Source organism: Achromobacter sp. 77 (assembly GCF_020541125.1).
GTDB lineage: Bacteria > Pseudomonadota > Gammaproteobacteria > Burkholderiales > Burkholderiaceae_B > Achromobacter > Achromobacter mucicolens.
Genome location: NZ_CP059848.1, coordinates 3,653,055 through 3,669,884, shown reverse-complemented (window position 1 = coordinate 3,669,884; position 16,830 = coordinate 3,653,055). Strand labels below are relative to the sequence as shown.

The 16,830-nt window shown below is 65.0% G+C and carries 21 protein-coding genes; 15 read left to right on the top strand and 6 right to left on the bottom strand.

All coding sequences use genetic code 11. The features are described from left to right. The first annotated feature begins 228 nt into the window (after positions 1 to 228). From H4P35_RS16945 to H4P35_RS16895, 11 genes are all read left to right on the top strand, one after another. A complete protein-coding gene (locus tag H4P35_RS16945) occupies positions 229 to 1,206 on the top strand; it encodes a hypothetical protein (RefSeq protein WP_226846307.1) in 978 nt (325 codons plus the stop codon). Continuing rightward, positions 1,203 to 1,364, top strand: coding sequence for a cbb3-type cytochrome oxidase assembly protein CcoS (gene ccoS / locus H4P35_RS16940; protein ID WP_062839088.1), 162 nt, complete (start codon positions 1,203 to 1,205; stop codon positions 1,362 to 1,364). Before H4P35_RS16945 ends, ccoS begins: the two co-directional genes overlap by 4 nt. 184 nt (positions 1,365 to 1,548) lie before the next feature. Beyond that, positions 1,549 to 3,036, top strand: coding sequence for a cytochrome-c oxidase, cbb3-type subunit I (gene ccoN, locus H4P35_RS16935; RefSeq protein WP_056323933.1), 1,488 nt, complete (start codon positions 1,549 to 1,551; stop codon positions 3,034 to 3,036). A gap of 10 nt (positions 3,037 to 3,046) precedes the next feature. Continuing rightward, positions 3,047 to 3,775 carry a cytochrome-c oxidase, cbb3-type subunit II gene (gene ccoO, locus H4P35_RS16930; RefSeq protein ID WP_056323935.1) on the top strand — a complete coding sequence of 243 codons (729 nt, stop codon included), beginning with the start codon at positions 3,047 to 3,049 and terminating at the stop codon, positions 3,773 to 3,775. A 2-nt stretch (positions 3,776 to 3,777) separates the two neighbouring features. Then, positions 3,778 to 3,954 carry a cytochrome oxidase gene (locus H4P35_RS16925; RefSeq protein WP_056323938.1) on the top strand — a complete coding sequence of 59 codons (177 nt, stop codon included), beginning with the start codon at positions 3,778 to 3,780 and terminating at the stop codon, positions 3,952 to 3,954. Beyond that, positions 3,951 to 4,916, top strand: coding sequence for a cytochrome-c oxidase, cbb3-type subunit III (gene ccoP / locus H4P35_RS16920; protein WP_226846306.1), 966 nt, complete (start codon positions 3,951 to 3,953; stop codon positions 4,914 to 4,916). The genes H4P35_RS16925 and ccoP overlap by 4 nt, the downstream gene beginning before the upstream one ends. A 74-nt stretch (positions 4,917 to 4,990) precedes the next feature. After that, a complete protein-coding gene (gene ccoG, locus H4P35_RS16915; RefSeq protein WP_128828608.1) occupies positions 4,991 to 6,481 on the top strand; it encodes a cytochrome c oxidase accessory protein CcoG in 1,491 nt (496 codons plus the stop codon). Between the two features lie 36 nt (positions 6,482 to 6,517). Then, positions 6,518 to 6,790: a FixH family protein gene (locus tag H4P35_RS16910; RefSeq protein WP_062839085.1), complete on the top strand. Its 273-nt coding sequence runs from the start codon at positions 6,518 to 6,520 to the stop codon at positions 6,788 to 6,790. A 16-nt stretch (positions 6,791 to 6,806) separates the two neighbouring features. Next, positions 6,807 to 7,043: a hypothetical protein gene (locus tag H4P35_RS16905; protein ID WP_056323947.1), complete on the top strand. Its 237-nt coding sequence runs from the start codon at positions 6,807 to 6,809 to the stop codon at positions 7,041 to 7,043. A 103-nt stretch (positions 7,044 to 7,146) separates the two neighbouring features. After that, positions 7,147 to 8,070: an ABC transporter ATP-binding protein gene (locus H4P35_RS16900; RefSeq protein WP_226846305.1), complete on the top strand. Its 924-nt coding sequence runs from the start codon at positions 7,147 to 7,149 to the stop codon at positions 8,068 to 8,070. After that, entirely contained in the window at positions 8,067 to 8,828 is a 762-nt protein-coding gene (locus tag H4P35_RS16895; protein WP_056323950.1) for an ABC transporter permease, read from the top strand. The genes H4P35_RS16900 and H4P35_RS16895 overlap by 4 nt, the downstream gene beginning before the upstream one ends. A gap of 119 nt (positions 8,829 to 8,947) precedes the next feature. On the opposite strand, the gene H4P35_RS16890 is transcribed toward H4P35_RS16895, so the two are convergent. Beyond that, the gene (locus H4P35_RS16890) at positions 8,948 to 9,349 is read right to left on the bottom strand and encodes a DUF4168 domain-containing protein (RefSeq protein WP_152384903.1); all 402 of its coding nucleotides are present in this window, start codon (positions 9,347 to 9,349) and stop codon (positions 8,948 to 8,950) included. Positions 9,350 to 9,559: 210 nt separating this feature from the next. Then, entirely contained in the window at positions 9,560 to 10,375 is an 816-nt protein-coding gene (locus tag H4P35_RS16885; protein ID WP_226846304.1) for a sulfite exporter TauE/SafE family protein, read from the bottom strand. Between the two features lie 149 nt (positions 10,376 to 10,524). Between H4P35_RS16885 and H4P35_RS16880 the strand changes: the two genes are divergently transcribed. Beyond that, complete coding sequence (locus H4P35_RS16880; RefSeq protein WP_180098353.1) at positions 10,525 to 11,322, top strand: helix-turn-helix domain-containing protein; 798 nt, start codon at positions 10,525 to 10,527, stop codon at positions 11,320 to 11,322. Here the strand turns inward: H4P35_RS16880 and H4P35_RS16875 are convergent. Then, positions 11,319 to 11,963 (bottom strand): hemolysin III family protein, encoded by a 645-nt coding sequence (locus H4P35_RS16875; protein ID WP_108697030.1) that lies wholly within the window; start codon positions 11,961 to 11,963, stop codon positions 11,319 to 11,321. The genes H4P35_RS16880 and H4P35_RS16875 overlap by 4 nt on opposite strands. Positions 11,964 to 12,437: 474 nt before the next feature. Between H4P35_RS16875 and H4P35_RS16870 the strand changes: the two genes are divergently transcribed. Both H4P35_RS16870 and H4P35_RS16865 read left to right on the top strand, forming a co-directional pair. Then, complete coding sequence (locus H4P35_RS16870; RefSeq protein ID WP_226846303.1) at positions 12,438 to 13,568, top strand: PHB depolymerase family esterase; 1,131 nt, start codon at positions 12,438 to 12,440, stop codon at positions 13,566 to 13,568. A 143-nt stretch (positions 13,569 to 13,711) separates the two neighbouring features. Next, positions 13,712 to 14,233, top strand: coding sequence for a DUF1993 family protein (locus H4P35_RS16865; protein ID WP_226846302.1), 522 nt, complete (start codon positions 13,712 to 13,714; stop codon positions 14,231 to 14,233). Between the two features lie 43 nt (positions 14,234 to 14,276). Here H4P35_RS16865 and H4P35_RS16860 read toward each other — a convergent pair whose 3' ends face one another. Both H4P35_RS16860 and H4P35_RS16855 read right to left on the bottom strand, forming a co-directional pair. Continuing rightward, positions 14,277 to 14,774 (bottom strand): VOC family protein, encoded by a 498-nt coding sequence (locus H4P35_RS16860; RefSeq protein WP_175234106.1) that lies wholly within the window; start codon positions 14,772 to 14,774, stop codon positions 14,277 to 14,279. A gap of 53 nt (positions 14,775 to 14,827) precedes the next feature. Beyond that, positions 14,828 to 15,184, bottom strand: coding sequence for a DUF1428 domain-containing protein (locus tag H4P35_RS16855; RefSeq protein ID WP_056323968.1), 357 nt, complete (start codon positions 15,182 to 15,184; stop codon positions 14,828 to 14,830). A gap of 169 nt (positions 15,185 to 15,353) precedes the next feature. On the opposite strand from H4P35_RS16855, the gene H4P35_RS16850 reads away from it, so the two are divergent. Beyond that, positions 15,354 to 16,328 (top strand): GlxA family transcriptional regulator, encoded by a 975-nt coding sequence (locus tag H4P35_RS16850; RefSeq protein ID WP_180098356.1) that lies wholly within the window; start codon positions 15,354 to 15,356, stop codon positions 16,326 to 16,328. 11 nt (positions 16,329 to 16,339) lie between these two features. On the opposite strand, the gene H4P35_RS16845 is transcribed toward H4P35_RS16850, so the two are convergent. After that, entirely contained in the window at positions 16,340 to 16,792 is a 453-nt protein-coding gene (locus H4P35_RS16845) for a GNAT family N-acetyltransferase (protein WP_180098357.1), read from the bottom strand. Positions 16,793 to 16,830 lie beyond the last annotated feature (38 nt).

The following is a 16,830-nucleotide window of genomic DNA, read 5'->3' as shown; positions in this document are numbered from 1 at the left end:
ACAGGGGGAAGGACAGGGGGAAGGACAGGGGGAAGGACAGGGGGAAGGACAGGGGGTCGGACAGGGGGACGGACAGGGGGACGGACAGGGGGACGGACAGGGGGGGACGGACAGGGGGGGACGGACAGGGGGGGACGGACAGGGGGCGGCCGGTGCGGCGGCAAATCGCCACGACCGCCTTGATTCAGATCAAGGCGGCCAGGGGCGGGCCTGATTACCATCGCCATCATGCGTGCCAAATCCATTTTCGCCGTCCCGCCCAGCCTGCCCGACGCCGACCGCCAGCAACGCCGCCACGCGCTGGTGCGGCTGTCGCTCGCGTGGCTGGCGATGATGCAGGTCATGATGTTCGCGTGGCCCGGCTATCTGCGCCACGAATCCATGCCCGCCGACGCGCTCGAAACCCTGGATTGGGCCATCGTTCTCATGAACTGGGCCAGCTTCGCGCTGACCGTGCCCGTTGTCCTGTATTCGGCATGGCCCATCTGGCGCCATGCCGGCGCCAACCTGCGGCAGGGGCGCGCCGGCATGGACGTGCCGGTGGCGCTTGGCATCGTCGCCGCCTTCATCCCCAGCGTGCACGCCACCTACACCGGCCGCGGCGAAGTCTATTTCGACTCGGTCACGATGTTCGTGGCGTTCCTGCTCACCGCGCGCTACCTCGAACTGTGCGCCCGCCAATCCTTCGGCGGCGCGGGTGCCGCCGGCCGCCGCCATGCCCGCGTCGAAGACCAGCGCCTGCAATTGGGGGCGCGCGCCGACCGCGTGGCGTCCCGGTTCGTCATGGCGCAGGTTGCGCTGGCGCTGGCCGCCGCTGCCGGCTGGGCCTACATCGATCCCGCCCACAGCATTCCCGTCATGGTGGCGCTGCTGGTCATGAGCTGCCCCTGCGCCATGTCCATGGCGGTGCCCACCGCCATGGCGTCCGCGCACAGCGCGCTGGCGGCGCACCCCGACATGCCCGAGTCCGCGCTGGACGCGCTGCTTGCCGAGGCGCGGCGCAAGGCGCGGCAGAACCTTTACGGCTCGCTCGTCTGGCACCTGCTGATGACGCCGCTGGCGCTGGTTGGCTGGGTCACGCCCTGGCTGGCTGCCATCACCATGCTGTTGTCGTCGCTGGCGGTGGCCTACAACTCGTGGCGCCTGTGCCGCCGCGACTGGTCGGGCGCCCCAGCAGCCGGCAGCGCGCTGGGGACGGCATCATGACCATCCTGTACCTTCTGCTGCCGCTCTCGCTGCTGTTCGTGCTCGCCATCGGCGTGTCGTTGTGGTGGGCCGTTTTCAATGGCCAGTACGACGACACCGACAACGCCGGCACGGCCATCCTGCGCGACGACGACAGCGGCGCCGCCGGCCGCCGCTGACGGTTGCGCGCCCCTTGCCGCAGCCGCCGGCCAGGTCTTTTCACGCCCAGATACCCCTAAGAGCGTTGCGGTTATGCAGCGATGTCCAAGGCGTCGCAACCCGGTTGATCCAAATCAACGCCGACTCCTGTGACTAGTCCCATCATCGAAGCCTGGAAGTTCTTGTTACTTTAGGGGATGGGTGATGAACGATTGCCCCGCAATCGCAAGCAAGTCCGATACCTTCAACTACAAGGTCGTGAGGCAGTTCGCCATCATGACCGTGGTCTGGGGCATTGTCGGCATGGCTGTCGGTGTGTTTCTTGCCGCGCAGCTAATTTGGCCTCAGTTGAATTTCGACACCGCATGGCTCAGCTACGGCCGCCTGCGCCCGCTGCACACCAACGCCGTGATCTTCGCCTTCGGCGGCAGCGCTCTTTTCGCGACGTCCTACTACGTCGTGCAGCGCACCTGTCAGGCGCGCCTGTTCTGCGACAAACTCGCCGCCTTCACGTTCTGGGGCTGGCAGGTCGTCATCGTCGCGGCCGCGATCACCTTGCCCATGGGTTTTACCAGCAGCAAGGAATACGCCGAACTCGAATGGCCCATCGACATCCTGATCACGCTGGTCTGGGTCGCCTACGCCATCGTGTTCTTCGGCACCATCATCAAGCGCCGGTCCAAGCACATCTACGTGGCCAACTGGTTCTTCGGCTCGTACATCCTCACCATCGCCATCCTGCACATCTTCAACAACATTGAAATGCCGGTGTCGATGTGGAAGTCCTACTCCGCCTACGCGGGCGTGCAGGACGCCATGGTGCAGTGGTGGTACGGCCATAACGCCGTGGGCTTCTTCCTGACCACCAGCTTCCTGGGCATGATGTATTACTTCGTGCCCAAGCAGGCCGGCCGTCCCATCTACTCGTATCGCCTGTCCATCGTCCACTTCTGGGCGCTGGCCTTCACGTACATGTGGGCGGGCCCGCACCACCTGCTGTACACGTCGCTGCCCGACTGGACCCAGTCGCTGGGCATGACCTTCTCGCTGATCCTGCTGGCACCTTCCTGGGGCGGCATGATCAACGGCATCATGACCCTGCAGGGTGCCTGGTACAAGCTGCGCACCGATCCGATCCTGAAGTTCATGGTCACCGCGCTGTCGTTCTACGGCATGTCCACGTTCGAAGGCTCGATGATGTCGATCCGCACCGTGAACGCGCTGTCGCACTACACGGACTGGACCATCGGCCACGTGCACTCCGGCGCGCTGGGCTGGGTCGCCATGATTTCGTTCGGCTCGCTCTACTACCTGATCCCGCGCCTGTACGGCCGCGAAAAGATGTACAGCGTCAAGGCCATCGAACTGCACTTCTGGATCGCGACCATCGGCGTGGTGCTGTACATCGCCGCCATGTGGATCGCCGGCGTGCAGCAAGGTCTGATGTGGCGCGACACGGCGCCGGACGGCACCCTGGTCTACAGCTTCGTCGAAGAACTGAAGACGCGCGTTCCGTACTACCTGATCCGTTTGCTGGGTGGAACCCTGTTCTTGTGCGGTGTGTTCGTCATGGCCTGGAACGTATGGAAGACGGTGAGCGGCGCCACGGCGGTCAATCCCGCCATTCCGCAAGACGATCCCCATGCCGCCCGTCCGACGGTCCCCGCGACCGCCGTGCCGGCCACTGTTTGACGAGGACATCATGGCCAACAAGAATCACGGCTTCTTTTCTCACCAGACCCTCGAGAAGAACATCGGCTGGATGATCATCGCCAGCATCCTGGTGGTCTCCTTCGCAGGGCTGGTCCAGATCATCCCGCTGTTCTTCCAGCACAGCACCACCCAGCCCGTGGCGGGCGTCGAACCCTACAGCCCGCTGCGGCTGATGGGCCGCGACGTCTACATCCGCGAAGGCTGCGTCGGCTGCCACTCGCAGCAGGTCCGCGTGCTCGCCGCCGAGGTCCAGCGCTACGGGTCGTACTCCGTGGCAGCTGAATCGGTCTTCGACCACCCGTTCCTGTGGGGCTCCAAGCGTACCGGCCCCGACCTGGCCCGCGTGGGCGAGCGTTACTCCGACGACTGGCACCGCATCCACCTGCGCGATCCGCGCAAGGTGGTGCCGGAATCCAACATGCCCGCCTATCCGTGGCTTGAAAAGACGGTCATCACCGGCCAGAACGTCGACCAGCGCATGCGTGCCCTGCGCGCCCTGGGCGTGCCCTACACCGACGAGGAAATCGCCGCCGCGCCGAAGGCCATCGAAGGCAAGACCGAAGAAGACGCGCTGGTGGCCTACCTGCAAGGGTTGGGCGTAGGCGTTCGCAAGGCGCAGCTGGCCAAGCAGGCTGAAGAAGCCAAGAAGGCCGAAGAAGCCAAGAAGTCCCAGCAGTCCTCGGCGCAGCCGGCCGCTCAAGCGGCCTCGGGAGGCTGATCATGGTCGGCTATATCAGCGCAATCGTCACCGCCATCTCGATGGCGACCTTTTTCGGCATCGTCTGGTGGGCCTGCTCGCGCGGCCGCCAGAGCGCCAACCGCGAATCGGCCATGCTGCCGTTCGCACTGCCCGATGAATTCGGGCAGGCACAACAAGATGGAGCGAATCGGTCATGAGCGATTTCGTCAATGGCTTCTGGGGGTATTTCATCTCGATCGTCGCCGTGGGCGGGGTGGTGTGGTGCGTGTGGCTGCTGTACACGCAACGCCGCTGGCTCAGCGCCAAGCCGGCCAGTGGCCAGGTCGAGGACACCGGCCACGTCTGGGACGGCGACCTGACCGAGCTCAACAACCCGGTCCCCACCTGGTGGACGTGGATGTATCTGCTGGCCTGCGCCTTTGCGCTGGGTTACCTGTTCCTGATGCCGGGCCTGGGCGAGTACAAGGGCAAGCTGGGATACAGCAGCACCGAGGAAGTGGCGCAGCAGCAGGCCAAGATGGCCGAGACCGTGCGTCCCATCTACGCGCGCTTCGAAACCATGACCGTGCCGCAGATCGCACAGGATCCGGGCGCCCGCGAAATCGGCCAGCGCCTTTTCCTGAACACCTGCGCGCAGTGCCACGGTTCCGACGCCAAGGGCGCGCCCAGCTTCCCCAACCTGACCGACGGCGACTGGCTGCACGGCGGCTCGCCCGAAGCCATCATGCAAACCATCAAGCAAGGCCGCCACGGCATCATGCCGCCCTGGAAGGACTCGATCGATCCCAAGATGGCCGGCGACATCGCGCAGTACGTGCGTTCGCTGTCGGGCCTGACCGCCGATCCGGTCCGCGTGTTCCGCGGCAAGCGCGAGTTCGCCAACTTCTGCGTCGCCTGTCACGGTGTCGATGGCAAGGGCAACCAGCTCGTCGGCGCGCCGAACCTGACCGACGACGTCTGGCTCTACGGCAGCTCGGAAGCCAGCATCGTCAAGACCATTCTTGAAGGCCGCGACAACCGCATGCCGGCACACGAACACATCCTGAGCCCCGAGCAGATCAAGATCCTGACTGCCTGGGTCTGGGGTCTGTCGAACAAGCCCGACGCGCAGAAGCAGGCCGCCGCATCGCCCGCCGAGTCCGGCGCGGCCAAGCAGTGAGCCGGCAGCACGTAAATGGACGGCCGCGCAGCGGCCTTCCATATCACTAAGCACTAACCAGCACGGAGCAGCAAATGGAAGATGGGTCAACCGCAAGCGTCAGCAGTTCGCCTGGCGGTGACCCGCCGCCTTGGCGGCCGCATACGCGGCCGCCGCGTCCTGGCCAGGAAACCCTGGAACAGACGCTGGCGGGGGTGCGAAGCAAGATCTACCCGCGGTCCGTCAGCGGCATATTTGCCCGCTGGCGCATCGCGTTCGTCTTCATCACGCAGATCATCTTCTACGGTTTGCCCTGGCTGCAATGGAACGGGCGACAGGCCGTGCTGTTCGACCTGGGCGCGCGCAAGTTCTATTTGTTCGGACTGGTGCTCTGGCCGCAGGACGTCGTCTATCTTGCCGTGCTGCTGGTCATCTCGGCATTGGCGCTGTTTCTTTTCACGGCGGTGGCCGGGCGCCTGTTCTGCGGCTACGCCTGTCCGCAAACCGTCTACACCGAAATCTTCATGTGGATCGAGCGCAAGGTCGAAGGCGACCGCATTGCGCGCATCCGCCTGGACGAATCGCCCTGGACCTGGCGCAAGTTCCGCCTGAAATTCACCAAGCACTTCCTGTGGATCGCGCTGGCGTGGTGGACGGGATCCACGTTCATCGGCTACTTCGCGCCCATCCGCGAACTCGGCCACGAACTGTTCGCGCTCCAGCTCGGGCCGTGGCAATGGTTCTGGATGCTGTTTTACGGCTTTGCCACCTGGGGCAATGCCGGCTTCATGCGCGAATCGGTGTGCAAGTACATGTGCCCTTACGCTCGCTTCCAGAGCGTGATGGTCGATCCGGACACGTTCGTCGTCACGTACGACAAGCGCCGGGGCGACCCGCGCGGCGGCCGCTCGCGCAAGGTCGACCACAAGGCGCAAGGGCTGGGCGACTGTGTCGACTGCAGTCTCTGCGTGCAGGTCTGTCCGACGGGCATCGACATCCGTGACGGCCTGCAATACATGTGCATCGGCTGCGGCGCGTGCATCGACGCCTGTGAGCAGGTGATGGACAAGATGCAGTACGAACCCGGTCTTATCCGCTACACGTCCGAGCGCGCCATGCTGGACGGCCTGTCCACCAAGAGCGCGCGGTCGCATCTGCTGCGGCCTCGCGTGCTGATCTACGGCACGTTGATCCTGATTCTGGCGGTGGCCTTCGTGGCCTCGCTGGTGGTCCGCAACCCGTTGCGCGTCGACGTCATCCGAGACCGCGGCGTGCTGGGCCGCGAGGTGGCGGGCGGCATGATCGAAAACGTTTACCGCCTGCAGATCATCAACACCTCGGACGCGCCAATGCGCCTGCGCCTGACGGCCGAAGGCATGCCCGACCTGGCGGTGATGGCGGGGCAGCAGGGATCGGACGTGGTCGAGGTCGAGCCGGCCGCCAACAAGCTGGTGCCGATGGTCATCCGCGCCCCGGCGGGGGCCACGCCCGGCGCGCATGCCATCACGCTGCGGGCCAAGGGGCAGGACGGCGAGAACCGCCAGGTCGAAACCGATGAAGCCGCCAGTTTCTACGTGCCCGAGTAGGGCTGACACTCGCCCTGGGCACTACAAGGACATTTCATGAACGCTGCACACATCACCCTCGAATCCGCCGACCCGGCGCATCCCGTCAAGCCCTGGTACCGCGAGCCCTGGCCGTGGATCCTGATGGCGGGTCCGTTTGCCGCCATGATAGGCTGCTTCATCACGATCTACTTTGCGATGACCCAGTTTGCCAGCCAGCCCATCCAGGAGGGCGTGGTCAAGCGGGGGCTGGTCATCGAACAGACCGCGCCTGCCGCGGCCGGGACGCAGTCGCCGGCGGCTGCCAGCCCGGCAGCCGCCAAACCTTGATCGGGGGAGTGCACGCATGGGATTGCGATCGCTGATGTGGATCCTGTGGCCATCGTTTTTGGCCGCCGCAGCGGGAAGCGCGCTGATCTTCGCCCTGATCGACCCGCTGGACGTGACCATTTTTGGATACGTTCCCACGGGCCGCATGGGCTTTTACACCGTATCGTTTTTCGTCTTGTGGGTGATGGCCGGCTTTTCCAGCGCGTTGACGGCCTACCTGATGCCAAAGGTGGAAGAGGACGAAGACTTCTAAGGCCAGTGTTTCCAAAAATCAAACACACCGTTCCGCCACGCTGAACAAGCAGGGTCTGCGCGGCGGGTAAAATCCTCCGGCTATGGTCAAGTTGGGGGCTCGCGTGCAGCCAGTCATTTCAGTACAAGGCTTATCCAAGCAATATGCGTCCGGATTCCAGGCGCTCAAGAACGTCAACCTGGACATCCAGCGCGGCGAGATTTTTGCGTTGCTCGGGCCGAACGGCGCGGGCAAGACCACGCTGATCAGCATCATCTGCGGCATCGTGAATCCCACCCAGGGCAGGGTGCTGGCCGACGGTCACGATATCGTGACGGATTTTCGCGCCGCGCGGTCCAAGATCGGATTGGTGCCGCAGGAAATTTCCACCGACGCCTTTGAAAGCGTGTGGAACACCGTCACCTTCAGCCGCGGGCTGTTCGGCAAGCCGGCGGATCCCGCCTATATCGAAAAGGTCCTGCGCGAGCTGTCGCTGTGGGACAAGAAAGACAGCCGCATCATGGCGCTGTCCGGCGGCATGAAGCGGCGAGTCATGATCGCCAAGGCGCTGTCGCACGAACCGGCCATCCTGTTCCTGGACGAGCCCACCGCGGGCGTCGACGTCGAATTGCGGCGCGGCATGTGGGAAATGGTGCGTCGGCTGCGCGAAAGCGGCGTCACCATCATCCTGACCACGCACTACATCGAAGAAGCCCAGGAAATGGCGGACCGCATCGGCGTCATCCGCAAGGGCGAGATCATCCTGGTCGAGGAAAAGAACGCGCTCATGGCCAAGCTGGGCAAGCGCCAGCTTGCGCTGACGTTGAAGGCGCCGCTGCCGGGCATCCCCACGGCGCTGGACGCCTACCAGCTTGAGCTGTCCGCCGATGGCTACAAGCTGGTCTATACCTATGACAACGAACGGGGCGGCGACATCTCGCGTCTGCTGCAGGACCTGAGCCGCCTGCAGATCGAATTTGCGGACCTGAATACCTCGGAAAGCTCGCTCGAGGACATCTTTGTCAGCCTGGTGCACGGTCAATCATGAACTTCTACGCCATACGCGCCATCTACCTTTTCGAAATGGCCCGCGCCTGGCGCACGCTGATGCAAAGCGTGCTGTCGCCGGTGATTTCGACCTCGCTTTATTTTGTCGTGTTCGGCTCGGCCATCGGATCGCACATGGTCGAAATCGACGGCGTGAGCTACGGCGCGTTCATCGTGCCCGGCATGATCATGCTGTCGCTGCTGACGCAAAGCGTCGCCAACGCCTCGTTCGGCATCTACATGCCACGCTTTTCCGGCACGATCTACGAGATCCATTCGGCGCCGATCTCCTACGTGGAGATCCTGATGGGCTACGTGGGAGCGGCTGCCAGCAAGTCCATCATCCTGGGCCTCATCATGCTGGCCACCGCGCGGCTGTTCGTGACCTTCGACGTCGCGCACCCGTTCTGGATGCTGTCCTTCCTGGTGTTGACTGCGGTGACGTTCAGCCTGTTCGGCTTCATCATCGGCATCTGGGCCGACGGCTTTGAAAAGCTGCAGATCATTCCGCTGATGATCATCACGCCCCTGACGTTCCTGGGCGGCACGTTCTATTCCATCAACATGCTGCCGCCGTTCTGGCAGACCGTCACGCTGTTCAATCCCGTGGTCTACCTGGTCAGCGGTTTCCGCTGGGCGTTCTTCGGGGTGTCGGACGTCAGTATCGAAATCAGCGTGGGCATGACATTGGTCTTCCTGGTGGCGTGCCTGATCGGCGTGCGTTGGATCTTCAAGACGGGTTATCGCCTGAAGACCTGACAGGCCCAATGAACAAGGCGCCGCGGCCCCAGCAGGGAGCGCGGCGCCGAGTCATCGAATTAGCCGCGTCGTACGCGAGCGGAATCCGATGTGGTGTCCGTTTGGGATGCCGTTGCAGGTCAGCGCTGCGCCGGCGCCATCTTCATCAGACGGTCGCGAAGCTGGGGATCTTGCTGCACGGCTTGGCCAATACCGTTGAATTCCTCGACCGACAGCCCATCGGCGCGGACAAGTTTGACCATCTTGGCGTCCGCCTCCTGAACGACCTTCTGCTTGGCGTCATCGGTCTTGGCGGCGTCGACCTTGGGACGGTATTCGTCAACGACGCCCGAAATCTTCTGCGAAGCCGAGGCGAACTTCTGCAATTGTTGATCCGTCGGTTTCTGGATGGCGGGAGCCATGCCGGGCTGGGCCTGCGTCTGCGCCGGGGCCTGCGCGCTTTGTTGAGCCAGGGCGGGTGCACCGGACAGCGCCGTCGTCAGCACGGCGGCGGATAGGAATGCAAAAGTGGAACGCTGCATGAAAACTCCTTGTTCCGGTTGATAGTCCGACCATGATGACGATCCGGGCGGCCAGGGGACAAGTTTCGCGATGTGTTTTCCTGTTTCGGCAGGCCACGAGACGACCGAGCCTGTGCGGGGGGCGCCCCCGGGCCGCGCCCGAAACGTTTTGCGCGGTTTCGTAGTCGCTGCTGGCCGCGATGTTTCCTTAGGTTTGCCGAAAATCCAGGGTTAGAGCGCGATCATGCTCAACAAGACGAGAATCAGCAGCAGCACGTAGACGCGGGCGTGCACACGGTCGGGGATGCGCGGGATCAGCGGGGCGGCAAGGTGAATCCCGGCCAGCGACCCCATCGCAAGCACCGCGAAGGCCAATATGTCCACATACCCCACAATCCATGGCGCCAGCGCGTGGGGCAGGTCGCGCGCGGCGGCCAGGTAGGCCAGCGTGCCCGCCAGCGCGACAGGCAGCGATAGCGGATTGGCCATGGCGGCGGCCTTGGCCATGGGCAGGCCCCGCCGGCGCAGCAGCGGCACGGTCATGACGCTGCCTCCCACCCCTAGAAACGCGGCAATCATTCCGATGACGACGCCGCCGCCCATCGCGGTGACGCGGTCCAGCCCGCGCGGCCCCACGCCGTCGCGCCCAGACATGAAGCCCTGGCGCAGCACGCAATCCAGGACAGTCGCCGCCAGATAGACGATGAATGCATGGCGCACGAAGTCGCCGCCGGCGTGCATGGCGGCAAGCGCGCCCAGCAGTGCGCCCGCCGCGATATAACCCGCCAGCGGCCAGACGTATTCACCGATAAGGTTGCCGGCGCGCCAATGCTTGCGCGTGGCCGAGACCGAGTTGACGATCATCACGCCCGTGGAAGTGGCCACCGCGATTTGCATCGCCGACTGGCGCATCGCGTCGTCCGCGCCATGCAGCGACGTCAACACCCCATACAGGGCCGGCACGACCACGAAACCCCCGCCAAAGCCGAACAGCACCGTCGTGACCCCGCTCAGACCGCCAAACAGCGCCAACACCAGATAGATCATGTCGTTGCCCAATCAGAAAAAGCGCCACGATAGGACGCCGGCGGTTGGCCCGCTTTCGAGGGTGGGACAATGATGTCTTCGTTTCGGCCAACGCCTTGCGCCGTGGACGCGTCGCATCCAAGCTGGCGCCTCGATCCCGGCGGAGCCCCATGCGCAATACCCATATCGACCGCTACGACAACCTGGACCGCCCGGTGGTGGCCATCGGCAACGACTATCCGCCCGGCGGTCTGCTGCCGGCGCATGCGCATCGGCGCGCGCAGTTGCTGTACGGGGCGACGGGCGTCATGCACGTCGTGACGCGCGACGGCAATTGGGTGGTGCCGCCGCAACGCGCCGTCTGGATTCCGGCGGGTGTGACGCATCAGGTCCGCATGCTGGGCGTCAGCACGCGAAGCGCGTACATCGAGCCGGGCGCGGCGCGCGCGGACCGCACGGTCTGCGAGGTGATTGAAGTGTCCGCGCTGATGCGCGAGTTGTTGCTGGAGGCGGTGGACATGCCCGCCGCCTATGATCCGCGCGGCCGGGATGGGGCACTGGCTGCCTTGCTGCTGCACGAGATCGAGCGCGCGGCGGTTCTGCCCCTGCATATTCCGTTGCCGCGCGACAGGCGCCTGGCGCCGCTATGCCGCGCCTTCATTGCCGCGCCGGATGCGCGGATGCCGCCGCAGGCATGGGCCGACCGGCTGCACGTAAGCCTGCGCACGTTCAGCCGGGTTTTCCGGCAGCATACGGGCATGTCGTATCTGGCCTGGCGGCAGCGCGCTTGTGTGGTGCTGGCGCTGGCGCGCCTGGCCGAGGGGGACCCCGTCACGGCGATTGCGCTGGATTTCGGGTATCAAAGCCCTGCGGCGTTTTCAACGATGTTCCGTCGCGTGCTGGGCCATCCGCCGACGGCGTATTTGCGGCAGGCGCCTGCGGCTGGCCGGGCGCCGATGCGGCGTTAGGCGGCGTACCAGAACACGGCAAAGAAGTGGCAGACGGTGCCGGCCAGCACGAACAGATGCCAGATGAAATGGCTGTAGCGCCAGCGGTTGTCGAAGACGAAAAACACCACGCCGCCGGTGTACGCCAGGCCGCCCGCCACGAGCCACCACAGCCCCCCCGACGGCACCAGCTCAAGCAGCGGTTTGACCGCGATGACGACGATCCAGCCCATTGCCAGGTACAGGCCGGTGGACAGCGCGGGCCGGTTGAGCCGCTTGCTCGCCTTCAGGCCCACGCCCAGCAGCGCCAGGCCCCAGACGAGTCCAAAGAGGGTCCAGCCCCACGGTCCGCGCAGCGCGCCCAGCGCGAACGGCGTGTAGGTGCCGGCGATCAGCAGGTAGATGGCCGAATGGTCCAGTACGTTGAAGATCTGCTTGGCGCGGCACCGCGGCAGCGCGTGATAGATGGTGGACGCGAGATACAGCAGGCACATCGACGCCGCGAATACGGCGGCGCCGGCAATGAAGGCCGCATCGCCCTGGCGCACTGCGGCGGCGATCAGGAGCGGTGCGCCAGCCAGCGCGCCCGCGGCGCCAAGTCCGTGGCTGATGCTGTTGGCGATTTCTTCGCCCAGGGTCTGGGGTCGGTCGTTGGGAAACATGGGGGACCTGTTTGTGACAAGTTGCCCACCTTAGGCCTTTTGGTTCGGGCGCTCAAGCGCAAGGGTTCAGTTCGGCCGGCCGATACCGGAAAGATTTGATCTGGTGCAAGGTTGAGACCCAGGGAGGCGATCCCGGCGAGTGGGGCGAACAGGACAAGCCGCGCAGGCAAGGCGGTTAGTTACCCTGTGATACATTTAACGCGCGAATTTGACGCGAACGAACTGCCCGGCAGAGGCGGCGCGCGTTCTTCACTTTGGGCTTGCACGTCGGCCGCGCGTGGCGCGGCCATGATCGACACTCTTAGGGGAAGCACCCATGAATCCGGCACTCGGCGTCACGGTTGGAAAGTTCTCATCACGCGCCAGGCATCTGTCTTGCGAAGCGGCATAGCCGCGGCGACCGCCGTCTGGCGCTGACGCCCTCGGCTCCTCCGGATGGCGCGGCAAACAGGAACTTCCGAACAGGCCCACTCAATGGCGCGCAGTTTCAGCAGTCTGTTTTTCAAAGCGGCAAAGAAGATCACCCGGCTCCAACGCGCGGCGATGCGCCTGGCGGCCCCAAAACCCGCCCGCAAGCGCGCGGCCCCGGCCCGCAAGAAGGCTGCCGGCGTCACGACCGGACGCGCAGCGAAAACGGCGCGGCCCGCTGGCGCCGCGGGCGCGGGCAGGGCGGCAGCGGGCGAGACGGCGCCGCTGGGCGCCGGGCGCTGGGAAGCCTTGCGCCAATTCTCTGACAAGACGGGTCGCAGGCTGGCCTTTTCGCGCTACACCCCGGCCACCGCCCCGCCCGCGGGAATGCCGCTGGTCGTGATGCTGCACGGCTGCCGGCAGACCTCAGTGGCTTTCGCGCGCGGGTCGCGCATGAACCAGTGGGCCGATGCCGGCGGCTTCATGGTGTTGTATCCGCAGCAATCGCTGGCGCGTCAGGTGCAGCGCTGCTGGCGCTGGTTTCAGCCCGACGACGACCATGGCGGCGCCGAGGCCGACCTGATCGCGGCGCTGATCCGATCCGAAGTGGCGCGCCACGGCGTCGATCCCGAACGCATCTATGTGGCGGGCCTGTCGGCGGGCGCGGGCATGGCGGCGCTGGTTGCGTTGCGGCATCCGCGCCTGATCGCCGCCGTGGCCATGCATTCGGGACCGGTCGTGGGCGACGCGCACAACGCGGGCCACGGCCTGGGCACCATGCGGCGCGGCAGCATCAAGCCGCTTGCCCCGCTGCTGGAGTCGGTCTCGGATCCCGCCGTCTTCGAACTGGGGATGCCGGCGCTGATTCTGCATGGCCAGCTCGATCCCGCCGTGGCGCCCCGCAACGCCAAGCAGCTCTTCGAACAATTCCGCACGCTGAATGCCGCCGATCCGCACGCGCTGCCGGTCGAACGCGTGCTGGGCCTGGGCACCGAAAAGGCCTACCGCCGGGTGGACGTGCTGCGGGGCCGCAAGACCGTGTTGCGCCTGTGTGAAATCACGCGGCTGGAACATGCCTGGAGCGGGGGCGATCCGTCCATCCGTTATCACGCGCGCAGTGGCCCGGATGCCTCGGCGCTGGTGTGGCGGTTCTTTCAGGGGCAGCGGCGCACGGGGGCGATTGCCGGGGCGCAGTGAGCGCGCGGGATCGCTGGGCAATTGCGGACTGGCGGGATTGTTCAGGCGCAAGGAACGGTGATGTCGCGGCTACCGGCGGCTTGCGGGGCGGGCGCGGCGTAACATCGCGGATGCACACTCACACCCTTACGGAAATCTCCGCCATGCCCTTGTCCATGTACCAGGCGTCCGTGCCTGTCTTCATTCGCGGCCTGAACGTGCTGGCCGCGCTGCTCGAAAAGGCCGCCGCGCATGCGCAGGCCGCCGGCATCGACCCTGCCGATCTCGTGAACGCGCGGCTCGCGCCCGATATGTATCCGCTGTCGGGTCAGGTGCAGCGCGCCAGCGATGCCTCGAAGTTCGCGGCGCAGCGATTGTCGCAAGGCGAAGCCCCAAAATTCGCCGACACCGAAAGCACCCTTGAGCAATTGCAGCAGCGCGTGGCGGACACGATCGCGTATCTGCAAAGTGTGAAGCCCGAGCAGATTGACGGCGCCGAAGCGCGCCGGATCACGTTGAGCTTTGGCGACTTCAAGCCCGAGTTCCAGGGCGATGAATATCTGCTGAGCTTCGCGCTGCCCAACTTCTATTTCCACGTGACCACCGCGTACGGCATCCTGCGCCAGGCAGGCGTGCCGATCGGCAAGCTGGACTTCCTGGGGCCGTATCCGCAACTGGCCCACTGATGGCGTGGGACGCGGCCCGTCGCGAGCCGCGTCTGCCTTGCAATTACTGCTTCGGTGGATCGCCGCAACCGTCCATCGGGCCCATCTTCGCCATGTTCTGCAGGATTTCGTCGGGCGTGAGGTCCTGGATGTGCGTGGCGATGGACCAGCGGTGGCCGAACGGGTCGACCACCTGGCCGTAGCGGTCGCCCCAGAACATATCGGCGGCGGGCATCGTGACCTGCGCGCCTGCTGCGACCGCCTGCTCGATCGCGGCATCCGCGTCGGTCACGTACAGGTGCAGCACGGCAGGGGTGCCCTTGAGCGCCTTCGGTCCCAGGCTGCCCCATTCCGGAAAATCATCCATCAGCATGAGCACCGAATCGCCGATGCGGATGGCTGCATGCATGATCTTGCCGTTGGGGCCGGGAAGGCGCATCAGTTCCTCGGCATTGAAGGCCTTCTTGTAGAAGGCGAGGGCGTCGGACGCGCCTTCGCAGATGATGTGCGGCGTCAGCGTGTGCATGCCGTCGGGAATGGGCTTGGCTGCTTGGGTGGCCATGGTGGGTCTCCAGGGAGGTTGAACGGCGGCGCAAAAGTGCGCGGCCGCGTTGACTAGTTGCCGACCAATGTGGCGAAACCGCCCCAGCACATGCGCTTGACGTCGAATACGCCCTCGCAGCACATGTCCGCCAGGCGCGGGTCGGACATCACCTTGGCGTTGATGCTGTTGCGCGCTTCCTTGCTGGGATACAGGATCCAGGCGAAGACGACGACCTCGCCCTCGCGCGCGCCAGCGGCCGCGCTGAAGGACGCGAACCCTTCCCCGTCGATATCGTCGGCCACGCCTTCGCGGTAATCCAGCGCGCCGTGCTCGCGCCAGATGCCTTCGGCGTGCGTGGCCATTTTCTTGTAGGTCTCCAGGTTGGCCTTGGGTACGCACAGCAGGAAACCATCTATGTACTTGTCCATCGATCACTCCTCACGTCCGTGTTGTTCTGGTTTGGCCGGGCGTCCGCAATCCATCCCGGCCGCCGTCCGGATTTCTGGGTCGGCAGGAGCCACTGTATCGGGATCCGCGCGGGTTTCAGATAGGCGATTGCGACAATCTTGCGGGTGGATTGCGTCAGCGTGCAGGCGTATGCTTGGCAACATGAAAAACGTCGCGTTCCTGCTGCCCAAGGGGGCCAATATTGCGTCCCTGGAAACCGCGCGCCACGGGTTCATGGTGGCCAACGAATATCTGCGCGCGCATGGCCGCGCGCCGCGTTTTCATGTGCGCACGCTGGCCCTCACGCGCGAGGTCAGCCTGGACGATGGACGCATCAAGGTACAGGCCGACATGGTGCTGGCCGACGCCACCGATATCGATATCTGCATCGCGCCGCCGCTGCTGGGATCGGTGTCGGACGCGGTGCTGTCCAACCGCGAACTGATCGAATGGCTGTCGCGCCACCACCGCGAGGGCGGCGAGGTAGCCAGCCTGTGCATGGGCGCGGCGCTGCTGGCCGCGGGCGGCGTCCTGGACGGACAGCAGGCGGTCGTGCATTGGGTGGCGCAAAACCTTTACGCCAGCCTCTTTCCCACGGTGCAGTGGACCAGCGATCGCGTCGTCATGGCGGAAAACGGGGTGTACACGAGCGGGGGCGCATTTTCGGCCGCGCACCTCGTGCTGCACCTGATCGAGAAATACACGGATCGCGACACCGCCATCTGGTGCGCCAAGTATTTCCAGCTGGACTGGAGCCGGCAAAGCCAGCTGCCGTTTTCCGTCTTCATGGGACAGAAGTCGCACGCGGACGACATCGTGCGGGCGGTGCAGGAATACATCGAAGGCCGCTACCGCGAAAAGATCACCGTCGAGGAATTGGCGGGCCGCCACGCGCTTGGCCGCCGTACGCTGGAGCGGCGGTTCCGCCAGGCCACGGGCAACAGCATCGTCGAATACGTGCAGCGTGTGAGGGTCGAAGCCGCCAAGCAGCGTCTGGAAACGTCGCGCAAGAGCGTCGCCGAGGTGATGTACGAAGTCGGCTACAACGACACCAAGGCTTTTCGCGACATCTTCAACAAGTACTGCGGCATGTCGCCCGTCGGATACCGCGAGCGCTATCAATAGCGCCGGGGCGTTCAGCCCTGATACCGGTAGACGCGCGTGTCGCGCATCGCAAAGCCGGCCGACTCGTACAGATGGTGCGCGGACATGCGCCCTGGGCTGGACGTCAGGTCCAAGGTGCGGGCCTTTAACTCGCGGCTCTTTGCGATGGCCGCACGCGTCAGCGCCATGCCGACCTTCAAGCCGCGCGCCTCTTCGTCCACCACCACGTCCTCGATCCACGCGCGGATGCCGGTGGGTACGCGAAAGTGCACAAGGGTGAGGGTGCCCACGATGCGCTGATCGGGAGCCATCCTGGCGATGAATACGTGATTGCCCGGCGCGTGGATGATTTCGTCCAGATCCGCCTTTGATAGCGGCGCCGCGTTTGCGGACAACTGAGGCAACAGGCGCGCGAAGGCCTGCACCAGCGCGTCATTGGCCGTCGTCGCCAGCGAGACGGTCACGCTGTTTTCCAAGGGTTTCATCGGAAGCTCCCCAAAGCCTGCATGCGCCGTATAAAGCG

Coding starts and splice junctions, on each gene's coding strand:
- H4P35_RS16945 (WP_226846307.1), top strand. CDS start 229: ATGCGTGCCAAATCCATTTTCGCCGTCCCGCCCAGCCTGCCCGACGCC.
- ccoS (WP_062839088.1), top strand. CDS start 1,203: ATGACCATCCTGTACCTTCTGCTGCCGCTCTCGCTGCTGTTCGTGCTC.
- ccoN (WP_056323933.1), top strand. CDS start 1,549: ATGAACGATTGCCCCGCAATCGCAAGCAAGTCCGATACCTTCAACTAC.
- ccoO (WP_056323935.1), top strand. CDS start 3,047: ATGGCCAACAAGAATCACGGCTTCTTTTCTCACCAGACCCTCGAGAAG.
- H4P35_RS16925 (WP_056323938.1), top strand. CDS start 3,778: ATGGTCGGCTATATCAGCGCAATCGTCACCGCCATCTCGATGGCGACC.
- ccoP (WP_226846306.1), top strand. CDS start 3,951: ATGAGCGATTTCGTCAATGGCTTCTGGGGGTATTTCATCTCGATCGTC.
- ccoG (WP_128828608.1), top strand. CDS start 4,991: ATGGAAGATGGGTCAACCGCAAGCGTCAGCAGTTCGCCTGGCGGTGAC.
- H4P35_RS16910 (WP_062839085.1), top strand. CDS start 6,518: ATGAACGCTGCACACATCACCCTCGAATCCGCCGACCCGGCGCATCCC.
- H4P35_RS16905 (WP_056323947.1), top strand. CDS start 6,807: ATGGGATTGCGATCGCTGATGTGGATCCTGTGGCCATCGTTTTTGGCC.
- H4P35_RS16895 (WP_056323950.1), top strand. CDS start 8,067: ATGAACTTCTACGCCATACGCGCCATCTACCTTTTCGAAATGGCCCGC.
- H4P35_RS16890 (WP_152384903.1), bottom strand. CDS start 9,349: ATGCAGCGTTCCACTTTTGCATTCCTATCCGCCGCCGTGCTGACGACG.
- H4P35_RS16885 (WP_226846304.1), bottom strand. CDS start 10,375: ATGATCTATCTGGTGTTGGCGCTGTTTGGCGGTCTGAGCGGGGTCACG.
- H4P35_RS16880 (WP_180098353.1), top strand. CDS start 10,525: ATGCGCAATACCCATATCGACCGCTACGACAACCTGGACCGCCCGGTG.
- H4P35_RS16875 (WP_108697030.1), bottom strand. CDS start 11,963: ATGTTTCCCAACGACCGACCCCAGACCCTGGGCGAAGAAATCGCCAAC.
- H4P35_RS16870 (WP_226846303.1), top strand. CDS start 12,438: ATGGCGCGCAGTTTCAGCAGTCTGTTTTTCAAAGCGGCAAAGAAGATC.
- H4P35_RS16865 (WP_226846302.1), top strand. CDS start 13,712: ATGCCCTTGTCCATGTACCAGGCGTCCGTGCCTGTCTTCATTCGCGGC.
- H4P35_RS16860 (WP_175234106.1), bottom strand. CDS start 14,774: ATGGCCACCCAAGCAGCCAAGCCCATTCCCGACGGCATGCACACGCTG.
- H4P35_RS16855 (WP_056323968.1), bottom strand. CDS start 15,184: ATGGACAAGTACATAGATGGTTTCCTGCTGTGCGTACCCAAGGCCAAC.
- H4P35_RS16850 (WP_180098356.1), top strand. CDS start 15,354: ATGCTTGGCAACATGAAAAACGTCGCGTTCCTGCTGCCCAAGGGGGCC.
- H4P35_RS16845 (WP_180098357.1), bottom strand. CDS start 16,792: ATGAAACCCTTGGAAAACAGCGTGACCGTCTCGCTGGCGACGACGGCC.